Here is a 14,830-nt window from a genome sequence, read left to right as displayed (position 1 = left end):
TTCCTCTTCCTCATACTGCTGACGTTCTCTTCTAGTTGCTTTACGAGCGGATATTAAGCAAAGCAAGTAGTTGATATTCAGTCATTAAGAATCTTTTCTTTTGTAAAGTCAGTATTATTAATTTTGTTGTAGTGAGCAATTACTTCTTCTACAGAATAAGACTCCCCATCACTTTCTGCTACCGCGCGTTGAAAATTTAATAAATCTTTTGCATCTTCTAACGCTTCCAAACGTTTTAAGTCCGCGTAGCTAATAACTGCTGCAACTTGCTGACCATCTGACTCAATAACTACACGTTTTTGACCTTCACCTACAAGGGCAAGTACTTCTGCAAACCTTTGTTGCACTTCTACTGCTTCTAAATTTGTCATTTGAACTTTTGTTGAGTTTGGGTTTCAAAATTGCTTAAGTCCTACTATCAGCCTATTTTCTCCAATAGTGCTTCATTGATAACCGTTTGGTAGCCTACGCCTCGTTTTTCCGCTTCTTCCTTCGCCCAGGCTATGATTTTAGGATGAAATCTGATAGAAATCGGTTCATACTTTTCCTCTTCATCCGATTTTGGTCGTCCGCGCTTCCTTGGCGTAATTCCAAACTGATGTGCTATCGCATCTCTAAATTTTTGGTTTTCTTCTGGTGTAACTCGTCTTGCTCTGTCAAAAGGAAACATTTCTCACAAACCAAGTTTCTATCTGATTAAGTGCTTCTGTTAAAAGAGATATACAGGGGGTATGCGTATATATATTTTATATACTTCCCCTCGTTGGCACCAAAATTTACACTTAATTTAGTAGAAAAACATTTAGCGGTATATTTTTTGCTTGCCAATACTCTTCAGCCGCGCGCAAAATATCCAGCGCTGTTTGCCAAGCAGTAGGGTCAGCTTGTGCCAATATATCCGGACGTTCGTATATCACTACGTATTTTTCAGCAGGATACCATGTTAAATCAGTAATACATTCCTCAAAAGCATCCCAGTTGCCACCGAAGTAAGAAGGAAAGTTCATTGCTGTAGCAGCTTTGGTTAAAAATGTTTCTTTATTATAAATTTCTCTACCATCAAGGTAAAAAACTTGAATGCCTTGCCCAGACAAAGCTTCAATAACTTTTTCTACTGTTGGTTGTCGGTTAGCTGCAACAACAGGGCTTGGTTGAGATGTCATAAAAGCTACGTGTTGGTTCATTTAAAGACCCCTTTTATTTAAACCGATTCAAATAATTTCTTGAAAACTATTGTAATGGTCAGGTGTGTAGTATATTTCTCCACTCTTTCCAGTTATAAGGCGCCGACTACCTCTATCAGAGACTCCTGGAGTATCGACTGTATACTCTCGGTAGTATCCTGGAGGTTGTACTGGTAATAATCCTTCACGATTTTTAAATTCAGTACCATCTTTCGCGTAAGTGAATGAACCGCCTTTCGCTATTAAATTTACGGTCGTTTGAACTTCAGGAGGTAATTGACTGATGCCAACCTGTGGTATACCCATAACTTATTTTATCTCTTCTGACACTGCCCTGGCTGTTTTCTCATTATGTTTAGATAAAAAAGTACTACCCGTTGCTTGTAAATAGATCAGATGCCACTATTTTAAGTGTCACATGTAAAAAATATGTTTTATGATCATGCTTGTTTTTTGCCTATTAAAGCGCTCCTTTTATTCAATACTGTTTAAATAATTAACCCACAATTTTTAACTCAGTAATATCTTGATTCTTTTATAATAAAGAGAAAGCGTGTGTAAAATAATTATGAATTCTTTCTCGTCTGCAATAGTGCAGATCAAGAATTAATTTTTCCCCCTCCCCGTGTACGGGGAGGGGGTTAGGGGGTGGGGTTTGAAGGATTAAGGGTAAATGCAACCACTTATATATACACCGTAGCGCGTAGAAGGGGGATCAAATCGCACGTGATAATTTCCTTTCGCGCGTAGCTTTATGCGCGTCAAAAATCACGGCAATATTACGAACAAGTAATCTACCTATCTCCGTCACCCCTATATATTGTTTTGATAAATTAACCAGTCCATCATCTTCTAACAAATGTAACTGCTGGACTTCTTGAGCAAAATACTCATCAAATACGATATTGTATTTATGCTCTATTTCTTGTTTATTAACTTGCATACCTGACATGATAGTCATGACAACATCACGACGAAGCATGTCATCCCAAGTTAGTTTATAGCCTTTACAGGTTGGTAAGTTACCTGCTTCTATGGCTTGATAGTAGTCTTTGAGTTGCTTATGGTTTTGAGCATAAGCTTCTTGCAGCATACTAACTGATGTGGCGCCAAATCCAAATAATTCAGCTTCTTGATGTGTTGTGTAACCTTGGAAGTTACGTTTGAGCGCGTTTTCGCTTTGTGCTATCGCTAGTTCATCGTTTGGTTTGGCAAAGTGGTCCATGCCAATAAACAGATACTTGCTGCTCGTTAGCTCCTCAATTGTCATTTGCAGGATTTCTAACTTTTCAGATGGCGCCGGTAAAGCCTTTTCATCAATGTTCTTTTGTACAGGTTTTACCCAAGGTACATAAGCAAAGTTGAATACAGCGATTCTATCTGGGTCTAATTCAATCGTTTTTTGAACCGTTTGCTTAAAGGTCTTTAAGTTTTGATGGGGTAAACCGTAAATTAAGTCAACATTGACACTTGCAAATTCAGCTTCGCGAATCCAACCCATCACATTAAATAGCATGTCTTCTGGTTGAATGCGGTTAACAGCTACTTGAACTTTTGGGTCAAAATCTTGAAGACCGAAGCTAATGCGATTAAATCCTAGCTCCCGCAGGAAAAATAAATAATCTCGATTGATTTCACGAGGATTTATTTCAATTGAAACTTCCGCATTAGAATCAATCTTGAAGTTATTCTCAATATGCTTCCAAATATACCCGACTTGCTCAGTACTTAAATAATTAGGAGTACCACCACCCCAATGTATTTGTACAACGGGACGGTCTGTGTCTATTAACTTCGCAGTTTGTTTGATATCGCGCGTTAAATACTCTACATAAGGTACTGCAATATTCTTATTCCCAGAAACAACAATATTGCAACCACAGTAATAACAAGCGCTTAGACAAAAAGGTATATGAAAATACAAAGAAAGCGGAGTTTTACGAGAATTTGAAAGTGCAATAGCGTCTTTAAAATCTTGCTCAGTAAAGCTTTCTGTTAACTCAGTAGCAGGAGGATAACTAGTGTATCGAGGTGTAGGTGTATCGTATTTTTTGATTAAATTTAAATCAAACTTCACACCAGGTAATTGAGAGACCATTTTATTAGTTACAAGGTAATGGGAACAAGAAACCTAACCCCCAGGTTGGGGGAGAGGTTTTAAATTACTTAACAGGCGCCACCTCAGTGCTACCTTGGTTATGAGAACGAATGAGTGAATTGTACATAACTTGACCAATTGCTTGAATCAAACTACCTTCCATATCTTGCGCTGCGAGATTATTTAAATGGAAAGCGTAGTTTGCTTCTGCGACAACTCTATCAGCAGTCGCATCATCAAGTGGTAGCGCATTCAACGCTTGACGGTATTTATCTTTGAACGCATTTTTATCGGGTATTTGCTCAAACTGATAAAATGAAGTTCCTTGATAACCTTCTAATTTCAAAGCATTTTGAGCAATTTTTTGAAACATTTGACCACCCGAAAGGTCTCCCATATAGCGAGTGTAACAATGCGCTAGTAACAATACTGGTTCTGAGAAAGCAATTTCTCGAATTCGGTTGATATAAGTTTGTGCAGCTGGTAATAGCGCGATTTGTTTCTTCCAGTCTTTACCGTAATAAAATTCCAAGTCTTTCTCTAAATTAGCTGTACGGTTTAACTCTGGAAAATAAAGCGGTTTGATAAATGGATGTTCACGATGTTGCTGCAACGCTGCTTCGAGTGTACTGTATACAAAATATAAGTTACCCAAGAACTTCGCAAAACATCCTCTGTCTACAACACCTTTGAGAAAACATTTTGTAAAACCAGCATTTTCCGCTGTTGTATGTGCTTTTTGTGTTCCAGCACGAAGCTTAATAGCGAGATTGCTACTCATGTTAAATACCTTAATAATTCTGATGCATTGCTAGAAACGCCTAAAACATGCAAGAACTTACACAAATATTCCCAACGAACCAAAACGGAGTGAAGAGAGAGATATTCTGTATTATGGCGCCTGACCACTCACACAGATTCCAGCCATTGCTTAGTTTTACCAAAAATTCTAAAATATTTCTACATGCACACTCAAACAACTATTCATATAGTTTTTCATAAATATTTACATGTTTGGCGCCTATAGTAGGGTGGGCATTGCCCACCATACAAATGTACGTAAAATCAATTTTCAAATTTATTTGACAAATTATAGAAATAAACAATTGAATATGATTAGATGGCTATGTGGCAATCTATAAGAGTGAAGGTTTTATATGGTTCAGGCAAACCCAGTTTCACAAACAGGAAAGTTAAAATCAGGTGTAAAGGCGCCAGTTCAAGAGACACTATTAACACCTCGGTTTTACACTACTGATTTTGATAAAGTGGCGCAAATGGACTTGTCGGCAGACGATAAGGAATTGCGGGCAGTCATTCAAGAGTTAAAAGCAGATTACAATCGTCACCACTTTATCCGTGATGAGGAGTTTAAACAAAGTTGGGAACACATCGATGGACAAACACGACTCGCATTTATTGACTTTTTAGAGCGTTCATGCACTTCTGAATTTTCAGGATTTTTGCTGTTCAAGGAGCTAACACGGCGCCTTAAAAACAAAAGTCCGTTATTATCAGAAGCATTTGAATACCTAGCGCGCGATGAAGCACGTCATGCAGGGTTTATCAATAAAGCAATGGCGGATTTTAACTTGTCACTCGACTTAGGTTACTTAACCAAAAATAGAACCTACACCTTTTTCCCACCAGAGTGGATAATATACACCGTTTATCTATCTGAGAAAATAGGTTACTGGCGCTACATTATAATGTTTCGACATCTAGAAAAGCGTCCAGACTATCAATATTATCCTTTGTTCCGTTACTTCGAGAACTGGTGTCAAGACGAAAACCGTCACGGAGACTTTTTTAAAGCACTACTACGTTCTCAACCTCAACTTTGGGATAACTGGAAAGCACGGTTATGGGCACGTTTCTTCTTAGTAACAGTATTTGCCACCCACACACTCACAGTACTTGAACGGGCAAACTTTTATAAATCGCTTGGTATCGACGCGCGACAATATAATATTCAAGTTATCGAAGAAACAAACAAAACCTCAGCACGCGCGTTCCCCGTCATCCTAGACACCCAACACCCAGCATTTATGTCAGCAATGGAACGTTGTTCCAACTTCAACCTACAGTTAAAACTGCTAGATATTAAATACAGCAATAGACCTGCTATATTTAGCGTCTTCAAATTCTTCCACAAACTGCCCCTAATGATAGGCGTCACTTGGTATATGCTACGACTATTCATTATTAAACCAATTGACACTGAAGCTACACGTCAACAAGTTCATTAAAGATAGGCGCCTGTCATTTGTTATATTAAGATTCTCTGCGTAGATTTTCTTTTAATACCTATTTTTATTATTATAGGACGGGCAAGGATGCCCATCCCACAAGAGTTTTACATCCGTTACATCCGTTACATCCGTTGCTAAATTTCACAACCTTGTAACCACTGAGAGTGGTGTTTTCTCAGTACAGATGTAGCCTCAGCAAAGTTATTTACACAGTAAGGAATTTGCATATCTTTAGGACTGGCAAGTTGATCTACAACATTGACCATATATTTATCTGCCCAGTCTACTAATTCTGACCACATTTCCCCAACTAAAATAAAAGGCATATTATTTAATTTACGTACTTGAAGTAATTGCCAAATCATTAAAGCTTCCAAGGTAGTCCCAATACCACCAGGTACTACTACAAATGCATTAGATAGCAAAACAAAGTGATGTAAGCGCGTGAAAAATGTTTGGTGTTGATACATTTGTTCGACAAAGGGATTTGCGCTTTGCTCGAAGTCTAAGTTTATACGAATGCCAATAGAATTTGTAGAGCGGTTTTCATTGGCTAAAAAGCTACCTTCATTTGCTGCTTGCATTAAACCAGGCCCACCACCTGTTACAATATCGCAACCCATTTTTGTGAGTTCACTAGCAAAATATTTCACACCATTATATAGTGGGCTATCTGACTGTAAGCGCGCAGAACCAAATATAGTCACGCGGTAACGTTCACAACGTGGAGGCTGGATGCTAGTTAAATTATTTAATACTTGCCAAAGTCCTAATATAGATTCTTCTATTACTTTATAGCTGCTATCCGCATTATATATACTTGTGTTGCCTGATACTTTGGGTACGCTGTATCCATTTAGGTTTTCGTCATTAGTCATAATTGAATTTTAGATATTAGATAATAAATCGTAACAAAATAAATTTATAAATTATGTGGACTGAAATAGATACCCATATTAGCCAGGTAACAGGTACAAAATTTCAAACAGCAACAAAACGCTCGATTGGTGGCGGTTGTATCAATCAAGGTTATGCTGTTTCTAATGGTCAGGATACCTACTTTGTCAAAATAAACCAAGCCTCATATAGTAGCATGTTTTCGGCGGAGGCTTTAGGTTTACAACAAATGTATGATACAGCCACAATTCGTGTTCCTAAACCAATATGTTATGGAACTGCTGGTAATAACTGTTACCTAGTATTAGAGTGGTTAGAAATTGGTGGTGGAGGTAATAAAGCTTGGGAAGAAATGGGGCGCCATCTTGCAGCAATGCACAAAGTCAAACAAAATAGATTTGGCTGGGATATGAATAATACTATTGGTTCAACTCCACAAATAAATACCTGGACAGATAGTTGGGTAGAATTTTACACTGAGCATCGTTTAGGATATCAATTTAAATTAGGGCGCCGAAAAGGTGGACATTTTCAAAGTTCAGAAGAGTTACTTGCTGCTATTCCTGAACTATTGGCAGGTCACGAAGTACAACCATCATTAGTCCACGGTGACTTATGGGGAGGAAACGCAGGATGTACAAGCGATGGTACACCTGTTATCTTTGACCCAGCTACATATTATGGGGATAGAGAAGTCGATATTGCCATGACTGAATTATTTGGAGGGTTCTCACCTGGGTTTTATCGTGGTTACAATGAAGTGTTTCCTTTAGATGAGGGGTACGAGAAGAGAAAGGTACTTTACAATCTGTACCATATCGTTAATCATTTTAATTTATTCGGTGGTAGCTACGAGTCGCAGGCAAATCGCATGATTTCCCAAATTTTACGTTGACCTCTCCTCTGTGCCCTCTGTGTCTCTGTGGTAATAAATACAAATATTTTTCAAGTTTATTAGTATATTGACGGGCAGGGATGCCCGTTCCACAAGAAAAGCATTTTATAGATATGGAAAAAGACTTTTATTTTCAATATGCGGCAATGGAAGATAAACATTGGTGGTTTATCGGGCGCCGTCGTATACTCGACAAGGTAATTCGGCAACTTAACTTACCCAGCAATGCTAAAATTTTGGAAGCAGGTTGTGGGACTGGTGGTAACTTACAAATGTTAGCGCGTCACGGGCAAGTTGAAGCGATGGAGTTAGAAGAGACTGCGCGTACATTTGCCAACCAGCGTCAAATAACTACAGTTAAAGCGGGAAGCTTACCTGATAAAATTCCTTTTGAGAACGAAAAATATGATTTAATTGTCGCGTTTGATGTTATCGAACATATCGATGATGATGTGGCTGCACTCGAAGCTTTGCGAACTCATCTAAAACCTGGTGGTTGGTTAGTACTAACTGTTCCAGCATTCCAATTTTTATGGAGTCACCACGATGATATTAACCATCATCGGCGCCGTTATCATTTGAAAGGTTTACAGCAAGTTGTCCGTAAAGCTGATTTTGCCGTGCATTACAGTACCTATTTTAATACCTTTTTGTTCCCTGTCGTTGCAGCAGTACGCAATGCCCAAAAATTGTTAAGAATTGATCATAAATCTCAGATTAGCAGTGATTTAACGTTGCCGTCGGCACCTGTAAATAAATTTTTGACTTTTCTATTTGCTACTGAAGGTCATTTAATCAATAAGTTTCGTTTACCATTCGGTGTATCGGCGTTACTGGTAGGGCACAAAATATAAGAAAGCAAATCTTAATTATTTATATATATAGTGATAGTGATTGCAAAAACCAGTTGAATAATAGTACATATATTTTGGTTTTACCGTGACTCAACCAACTTACTCAATAGTGATCCCCATCTTCAACGAAGAAGAAAATATTCACGAGATGTATCGGCGCCTAACTGGTGTAATGCAACAGTTGGATGGTGATTGTGAATTAATATTAGTCGATGATGGTAGTAGAGATAGTTCACTAAGCGCTATTCGCGAACTTCAAATGTGTGATAGTCGAGTTCGCTATATTAGCTTTGCACGCAATTTTGGGCATCAAGTTGCTGTCACGGCAGGATTAAACTTTGTGCGTGCAGAAGGCGCTATTGTGGTTATGGATGCTGACTTGCAAGACCCACCCGAATTAATTTTGGGCATGATTGAAAAATGGCACCAAGGATATCACGTTGTTTACGCACAGCGCACTTCACGTAAAAAAGAATCTATTGTAAAAAAATTTACGGCTTATGCTTTTTACCGTATCCTCCGAAAACTAGCTGATGTTGATATTCCTTCGGATACTGGTGATTTTTGCTTAATGGATAAACAAGTCGTTAACGTTCTCAACGCAATGCCAGAACGCAACCGTTATATTCGTGGACTGCGTGCGTGGGTAGGTTATCGTCAAACTTCTGTGAAATTTGAACGTGATCCCCGGTTTGCTGGTAAAGAAAAATACACCTTTGGTAAATCGTTTGCACTAGCCATTAACGGTATTGTCTCATTTTCAAGAGTCCCTCTGCGTGTAGCTACTTACTTAGGAATGTTATCGGCAGTTATTGCTGTACTGATGATGCTACTCATTGTTTACTGGCGCCTATCTGACCGCGCTACACCTTTGGTAGGTTATACATTAATCGCTGTTGCTCTATTTTTCTTAGGTTCTGTACAATTGTTTTGTATTGGAATTTTAGGAGAATACATCGGTCGCATCTACGAAGAAGTCAAAGGGCGCCCAATATATACAGTTAAAGAAGTTAGTGGTGTAACATCACAACAAACTGTCTCAATGCATAAATCTGGGTAATTACTCTCGTGAATCTAAAAGAATTCGCTTTACTGTTGCTGTCTATCCTTTCGAGTGTAGCAGGGCAGTTGTTCCTAAAAATGGGTGCCGCAAAACTAGGTAAAGTAGATCTGTCCAACGCACTCAATCAAATTATCTCGATTATTAGTATACCTGAATTACTAATCGGATTATCCTGTTATGGTGTAGGCGCCATCGCTTACATCCTAGTCTTAACCCGCGTCAACTTAAGTGTAGCGGGTCCTGCGGCTTCACTAGTTTATGTATTTTCCGTTCTACTTGGTTTATTTGTATTCAAAGAATCAATACCTATAGGACGTTTGTTCGGACTTGGCTTTATAGTTTGCGGTGTTATTTTAGTCGTTTGGAACAAGTGAGCAAATATAAGTTTCCAATATTAATGTGGCTATCAAGTCGGCTACTAATTATATTTATGATGTTTGCTGTGATGCCGGTCATTGCCAAAACATCAAATATCGTAATTAATAAATATGGTTGGTGGGATGTATTATTCGCATGGGACAGCGTATGGTACTACAAAATAGCCACAAGCGGTTACAACTACGGCCCCGACGTGGTGAATAACCAATATGCTGTAGCTTTTTTCCCGTTATATCCTTTACTAAGTTGGATATTAATGCAGCTTGGGTTATCGTTCCCCGTTGCTGGTTTGCTTATCAATAACTTCTCTTTTTTAGGCGCCTTAATTATATTTTATGTTTGGGTATCTGAAATTGGGAGTGAAGATTCTGCTCGCTGGGCAACTGCTGCACTTGCATGGTGTCCTTATTCTTTATATGGAACAGTAATTTACACCGAAGGGTTATTTTTGCTGTCTAGTATATCTGCTCTACGCGCATTTGATCGAAAAGAGTATATTTGGGCTGGACTATGGTCCGGATTATCTACCGCAACCAGAATTACAGGAATAGCACTTTTACCAGCTTTCTTTTTGACTGCATGGAGACAACGGCGCCCACCAATAGCTTATATTACAAGTATTGCCGTGCTGAGTGGAGTGGGACTTTACAGTTTGTACTGCGCTCTTAAGTTTGGCGATGCCTTAGCATTTCTTCATGCTCAACGTGGGTGGCGAAGTTCTGCTGGGTTTACGCTTTCTGGTTGGCTGTTGCTGCTCAAACAAATCGTTATTGGCGTTAAGAATACACAAGTAGGTTATATTCAAGACTACCTTCATCCGATAAAGTTTGCTATTGTGATAATGAGCGGTTCGTTGTTATATCGGCTCCGAAACTTAATTGGTCACGAGCTTACACGCTACGGATTTTTTGCTTCGTGGATTGCCTTGTGGATGTTGGCTAATGACCCATTAATCCAAATCGTTTGGATTTTTGGCGGTTTATATTTACTTTGGCACTATCGCTCATCCTTACCCTTGGTTGCAGCTATCTATGCTTTTTTCTCATATGCAATTGCCTTGAACACAGGACTAACCATGTCTGTTGACAGGTATGTATATGCTATAGCACCTGTATTTATCGCTTGCGGATTTTTATTTGCTTTCTATCCGCGATGGGGTTATGCTGTTATGGCATTTTGCGGTTTTATTCTTACCCTTTATTGCGTTCGCTTTGCTCAAGATTTATGGTTGGCATAAATTAAAATACTTTCTGCGTAAGTAGCTGAATATGATTATTATTTAATTAACATTAAGTTGTAATTTAGTTGTAATTTATACTTGTCTTGACTAAATCAATTGAGTATATTAAGTATTGAATATTACTCTTTACTGTGGGATAAAATGCTTAAATATTACTTAAATTCGCATTTATTGAATAAGATATAGCAAAGTGAATGGTCTAAAATACACTAAACCAGTGTTTTTACGGTTAGCATTAGTATTATTTTATAGTATTAATGTAGTTAGTGGTATATTTAATTATGGGTGTCAGTTTGCTGGTTTATTATTTGTATTTTCGACAAATCGCTAAAAATATATTTGTATTTAGCTAAGTAAACAGCTTTAATTCATGTGTAAAAAAATAAATGTATTAAATTGGGAGAAACTATGCATAAAGAAATTGCGTCTAATGTTCAGTATTTACAGAATTAAGCAGTAAGTATTAAAAAACTTAAAGTTTTCTTTCAATGAATGGAAAATTATAAGAGATAAAATATACTTTAGCTAAGAATAAGATTCATTCATAATACTGAGCGATAGTAAATACATCGTTGGGTATATAGTTAAATATTAGACTAAGTAATTAGTTAATGGGAAGGATAGTAATTACACAGCAAGGGTGCTAAGTAGATAATTAAAAGCAAATCAAAAGCGATACCGAAATTTTTCGAGGTTAGCTGAGGTTAAAAGAGATATTCTATACTGCTAAAAATCCTAACTAAATAAAGATTACGAGTGTAATTATTAGTTCTTAGATGCCAAGAATGAGTTTATTTAATTAAAGTATTAGTGTTATGAAAAACCGTGTTTCGGTAATTGCAGGTTGTGCCGTGAAGGAGCTGTGAAGTGGAGAACAACAAGTCTTTTGGTTGGTCGCAAGGTGCATTAATTGCGTTACTAGGGTTAGGAGGGTGTCTAACTTTAGGTTTAATGTTACCCGTTATGCCAAATAACGGAAAAAGTACGCAGACGATTAATATTAAAGAATTAACGCTCAAACCGATGACCGAAGAGCGAATAGAAAATTTAAAGTCATCAATTGTTACAAGTTGGCAACTTGAAGCAGTGAAAAAGGGTTTAAGTGAAGTTCCTGCTAGGTTTCGCGGTGCAACAATAGAGTCAGCGAATCTGGCGCCGAGCGAGAAAGTGATAGCATTAACATTTGATGATGGACCCTGGCCGCAAAGCACACCTGCCGTACTTGATATTCTTAAAAAAAATAATATAAAAGGAACATTTTTTATCGTTGGGCAAATGCTGAAAGAGCATCCCGACATGGGTAAACGTGTTGTTGCCGAAGGACATGTAATTGCAAATCATACATGGCACCATTGGTACCATTATATGAATCCGCAAGCTGCTGCTTTTGAAATCGACAACACAAGCAATTTGATTTATCAAGTTACAGGTGTGAAAACAAGTTTGTTCCGACCACCTGGTGGAATTAAAACAAATGGTCCATACGCTTACGCAAAGAATCAAAAGTATGCCACTATCATGTGGTCTTCTGATTCATCCGACTATGCACGACCTAGTGTCCCAAAACTTATAAGTAATGTTATGCGGGAAGCAAAACCCGGTGGAATTGTGTTAATGCACGATGGTGGTGGAAACCGCTCGAACACGGTAGCAGCTTTACCCCAAATTATTGATAACTTTAGAAAGCAAGGTTATCGTTTTGTAACAGTACCTGAACTTTTAGAAATGCAGGATAAACAGTTGCAAATTGCCACTAAGAAGTAGTTGGCAACGGATAATGAACGGATGTAACTGATAATTAATTTTAATTAATCATATCTTTGTTTGTAACAGATAACTCATCCGTTACATCCGCTTTATCCGTTGCAAATATTATTCATTTGGCTATATAGCCATTTTAGAATATTTGAGTTTGATTATAGTTTTATAGTGGATTTTGCTGGTTTTATCTTTTTGTTCAAAGTAATTTCTGTTACCCTGTAGTTAAATTTTAGTGATTTGCTCAAAGTAGCTATGAATATTATTTTGAGAGACGGATAATCGGCGCCGCCATATATATACATGTATCTATATATATCTATGGATAGGTACTATCTACAGGTGAAGGAGTTATGCAATGAAAAAACAGATAAAAGTTAGAAAAGTTAAAAATAAGCCTTTTAGAATTACAAAGTTTTTTTGGTTAGGTGTAGCTGCCTTAGTCATGATTGTTGGCATAGGTATGATAATACCCTTTAAACCATCAGCAAATACTCTTGAACTAGCAGTTAACGCTAGTAGTTTAAAAACGATAGATACTAAAGGGCAGATTGAAGGTTTCAAAACGCAAATGCTCGATAGTTGGCAAGAGGAAGCCAAACTTAAAGGTATACTAGAAATTCCAAAACGCTATCAAGGTATGACGCTAAACGCAGTCAAACCAAATAACAAAGACAAAATTATCGCTTTAACATTTGATGATGGTCCCTGGCCTAAATATACAGAGCAGGTATTAGATATTCTTAAAACCAATAACGTCAAAGGGACTTTCTTTGTTATTGGTAACAATATGAAAAATCTACCAGTAGTTGGCAAACGCATCGTGACTGATGGTCACACCATTGCCAACCATACATGGCACCATTGGTATCATCGCCTAAATCCAAGCGTTGCAGCCAAAGAAATTAACGATACCGAAGAAATTATTTACAAAGTCACAGGTGTCAGAACAAATTTATTCAGACCACCTGGTGGAGTTCTAGGTAATGGGCCTGCTGCGTATGCTCGTAGTAAGAAATACTCAGTAATTATGTGGTCAGCAGACTCAAATGACTACAAACGTCCTGCCGCATCCAGGTTAATTGGAAACGTAATGCGATTTTCCAAACCTGGTGGTATTGTCTTAATGCACGATGGTGGTGGAGTTCGCGACAGCACAGTCAAAGCATTGCCCGAAATGATTAAAAAATTCAAACAACAAGGTTATCGTTTCGTAACAATACCCGAAATGCTAGAACTCGAAGATCAACAACTAGCAATCGCATCAAAATAACTCCTAGGTTGGGTGGAGCGCAAGCGTAACCCAACATATACATTGTGTATTTAGAACGATAATCATTAAAAATTATAGAGGTGCCCATTGAATAAAGGCGCCTTTATCATTTTAATTCTGATGAGTTAGCTGGCAACTTTGGAGCGCGAATGTAACGGATAAACAACTAAAACTCCGGTTTGATATACATATCCCAGATATTTTTCAAATTCTGTGCATCAGTTTCAGAAATCTTACCAACTTTGGCTTGCAATAAAGACTTTTCTAAACAAACTAACCGAGATAAACGTAGTGTTGATTCTACACGCAAACCACTTTCAAACCAATTATCTAAGATTACGTCGGTTCGAGTACGTGGTTGAGCCGATGTAATAGCTGCGGTTATAACATCATCTCCATCTAGCCATAGTATTAAAACTGGGCGTTTCTTGCTACCAGTACCAGTGCTAAATTGAATATTTGCTATCCATAAATCACCAGCTTTAATAGTCGTCATACAACCCTTCGTCTTCTGGTGCGTAGCTATTTAGAAAAGCGTCGTAGGTTCGGGTTATTTCAGAGGGTTGTCGTCGAATTGTAATTACCCAGTGCCCAGGACTTAAATTATTTGTCAATGACTCCGGTAAAGTTAATTTCTCTCCAGGTTTTAATTCTGTTTCATAGGTTAGGTCAATTATTCTATTTTCTGTACTGTCAAAGTTTGTAACTTTAGCATCATGTAAATTGAATTTTGGTGCTTCAGCCATAGTTTTTGCGCTCTTAAAGATAACTATATTTATATAGCTAAATACTAGCGTACTTGTGGCAAAGTCTAATCAAGGCAAACAAATGTTCTAATTTAATGATTTTAATGGCTAGTAGTTCGTATTAAAAGTGTTGGGTAAATATCAGAACTGTAAAAAATATATCTCACCAAAACTTTTGACATAGACCACTAG

At 37.7% G+C, this 14,830-nt stretch carries 17 protein-coding genes; 8 read left to right on the top strand and 9 right to left on the bottom strand.

Features of this window, described 5'->3' with window-relative positions:
* Window positions 1-77: 77 nt before the first annotated feature.
* The 6 genes from DSM106972_RS03200 to DSM106972_RS03175 all read right to left on the bottom strand — a co-directional run bounded on the left by DSM106972_RS03200 (window position 78) and on the right by DSM106972_RS03175 (window position 4,063).
* Window positions 78-371, bottom strand: a complete 294-nt coding sequence (locus tag DSM106972_RS03200; protein WP_127078737.1) for a type II toxin-antitoxin system prevent-host-death family antitoxin — start codon at window positions 369-371, stop codon at window positions 78-80.
* A 47-nt stretch (window positions 372-418) separates the two neighbouring features.
* The gene (locus DSM106972_RS03195) at window positions 419-670 is read right to left on the bottom strand and encodes a BrnA antitoxin family protein (protein ID WP_127078735.1); all 252 of its coding nucleotides are present in this window, start codon (window positions 668-670) and stop codon (window positions 419-421) included.
* A gap of 112 nt (window positions 671-782) precedes the next feature.
* Entirely contained in the window at window positions 783-1,184 is a 402-nt protein-coding gene (locus DSM106972_RS03190) for a barstar family protein (protein ID WP_127078733.1), read from the bottom strand.
* Window positions 1,185-1,211: 27 nt separating this feature from the next.
* Entirely contained in the window at window positions 1,212-1,490 is a 279-nt protein-coding gene (locus DSM106972_RS03185; protein ID WP_127078731.1) for a guanyl-specific ribonuclease, read from the bottom strand.
* 409 nt (window positions 1,491-1,899) lie between these two features.
* The gene (gene hemN / locus DSM106972_RS03180; protein WP_127078729.1) at window positions 1,900-3,282 is read right to left on the bottom strand and encodes an oxygen-independent coproporphyrinogen III oxidase; all 1,383 of its coding nucleotides are present in this window, start codon (window positions 3,280-3,282) and stop codon (window positions 1,900-1,902) included.
* 64 nt (window positions 3,283-3,346) lie between these two features.
* Window positions 3,347-4,063, bottom strand: coding sequence for a biliverdin-producing heme oxygenase (locus DSM106972_RS03175; RefSeq protein ID WP_127078727.1), 717 nt, complete (start codon window positions 4,061-4,063; stop codon window positions 3,347-3,349).
* Window positions 4,064-4,439: 376 nt separating this feature from the next.
* Between DSM106972_RS03175 and acsF the strand changes: the two genes are divergently transcribed.
* Window positions 4,440-5,531 (top strand): magnesium-protoporphyrin IX monomethyl ester (oxidative) cyclase, encoded by a 1,092-nt coding sequence (gene acsF / locus DSM106972_RS03170; RefSeq protein ID WP_127078725.1) that lies wholly within the window; start codon window positions 4,440-4,442, stop codon window positions 5,529-5,531.
* A gap of 137 nt (window positions 5,532-5,668) precedes the next feature.
* On the opposite strand, the gene DSM106972_RS03165 is transcribed toward acsF, so the two are convergent.
* Entirely contained in the window at window positions 5,669-6,412 is a 744-nt protein-coding gene (locus tag DSM106972_RS03165; RefSeq protein WP_186538923.1) for an LOG family protein, read from the bottom strand.
* 53 nt (window positions 6,413-6,465) lie between these two features.
* Between DSM106972_RS03165 and DSM106972_RS03160 the strand changes: the two genes are divergently transcribed.
* The 7 genes from DSM106972_RS03160 (at window position 6,466) to DSM106972_RS03130 (ending at window position 13,892) form a co-directional block, all read left to right on the top strand.
* Window positions 6,466-7,326, top strand: coding sequence for a fructosamine kinase family protein (locus DSM106972_RS03160; RefSeq protein WP_127078723.1), 861 nt, complete (start codon window positions 6,466-6,468; stop codon window positions 7,324-7,326).
* Window positions 7,327-7,406: 80 nt separating this feature from the next.
* Entirely contained in the window at window positions 7,407-8,180 is a 774-nt protein-coding gene (locus tag DSM106972_RS03155) for a class I SAM-dependent methyltransferase (RefSeq protein WP_127078721.1), read from the top strand.
* A gap of 85 nt (window positions 8,181-8,265) precedes the next feature.
* The gene (locus DSM106972_RS03150; protein WP_127078719.1) at window positions 8,266-9,240 is read left to right on the top strand and encodes a glycosyltransferase family 2 protein; all 975 of its coding nucleotides are present in this window, start codon (window positions 8,266-8,268) and stop codon (window positions 9,238-9,240) included.
* Between the two features lie 8 nt (window positions 9,241-9,248).
* Window positions 9,249-9,617 (top strand): DMT family transporter, encoded by a 369-nt coding sequence (locus DSM106972_RS03145; RefSeq protein ID WP_127078717.1) that lies wholly within the window; start codon window positions 9,249-9,251, stop codon window positions 9,615-9,617.
* 71 nt (window positions 9,618-9,688) lie between these two features.
* Window positions 9,689-10,858, top strand: coding sequence for a putative hexosyltransferase (locus tag DSM106972_RS03140; RefSeq protein WP_127079135.1), 1,170 nt, complete (start codon window positions 9,689-9,691; stop codon window positions 10,856-10,858).
* Window positions 10,859-11,728: 870 nt separating this feature from the next.
* The gene (locus DSM106972_RS03135) at window positions 11,729-12,625 is read left to right on the top strand and encodes a polysaccharide deacetylase family protein (RefSeq protein WP_127078715.1); all 897 of its coding nucleotides are present in this window, start codon (window positions 11,729-11,731) and stop codon (window positions 12,623-12,625) included.
* Between the two features lie 352 nt (window positions 12,626-12,977).
* The gene (locus DSM106972_RS03130) at window positions 12,978-13,892 is read left to right on the top strand and encodes a polysaccharide deacetylase family protein (RefSeq protein ID WP_127078713.1); all 915 of its coding nucleotides are present in this window, start codon (window positions 12,978-12,980) and stop codon (window positions 13,890-13,892) included.
* A gap of 166 nt (window positions 13,893-14,058) precedes the next feature.
* Here DSM106972_RS03130 and DSM106972_RS03125 read toward each other — a convergent pair whose 3' ends face one another.
* Together DSM106972_RS03125 and DSM106972_RS03120 are read right to left on the bottom strand one after the other, a co-directional pair.
* A complete protein-coding gene (locus DSM106972_RS03125; RefSeq protein ID WP_127078711.1) occupies window positions 14,059-14,388 on the bottom strand; it encodes a type II toxin-antitoxin system PemK/MazF family toxin in 330 nt (109 codons plus the stop codon).
* Entirely contained in the window at window positions 14,375-14,638 is a 264-nt protein-coding gene (locus DSM106972_RS03120; protein WP_127078709.1) for a hypothetical protein, read from the bottom strand. The genes DSM106972_RS03125 and DSM106972_RS03120 overlap by 14 nt, the downstream gene beginning before the upstream one ends.
* Between the last annotated feature and the right edge of the window lie 192 nt (window positions 14,639-14,830).

Origin of the sequence: Dulcicalothrix desertica PCC 7102 (assembly GCF_003991905.1) — a bacterium.
Lineage (GTDB): Bacteria > Cyanobacteriota > Cyanobacteriia > Cyanobacteriales > Nostocaceae > Dulcicalothrix > Dulcicalothrix desertica.
The sequence above is the reverse complement of the archived record's forward strand: the minus strand, read 5'-3'. Positions and strand labels throughout refer to the sequence as shown.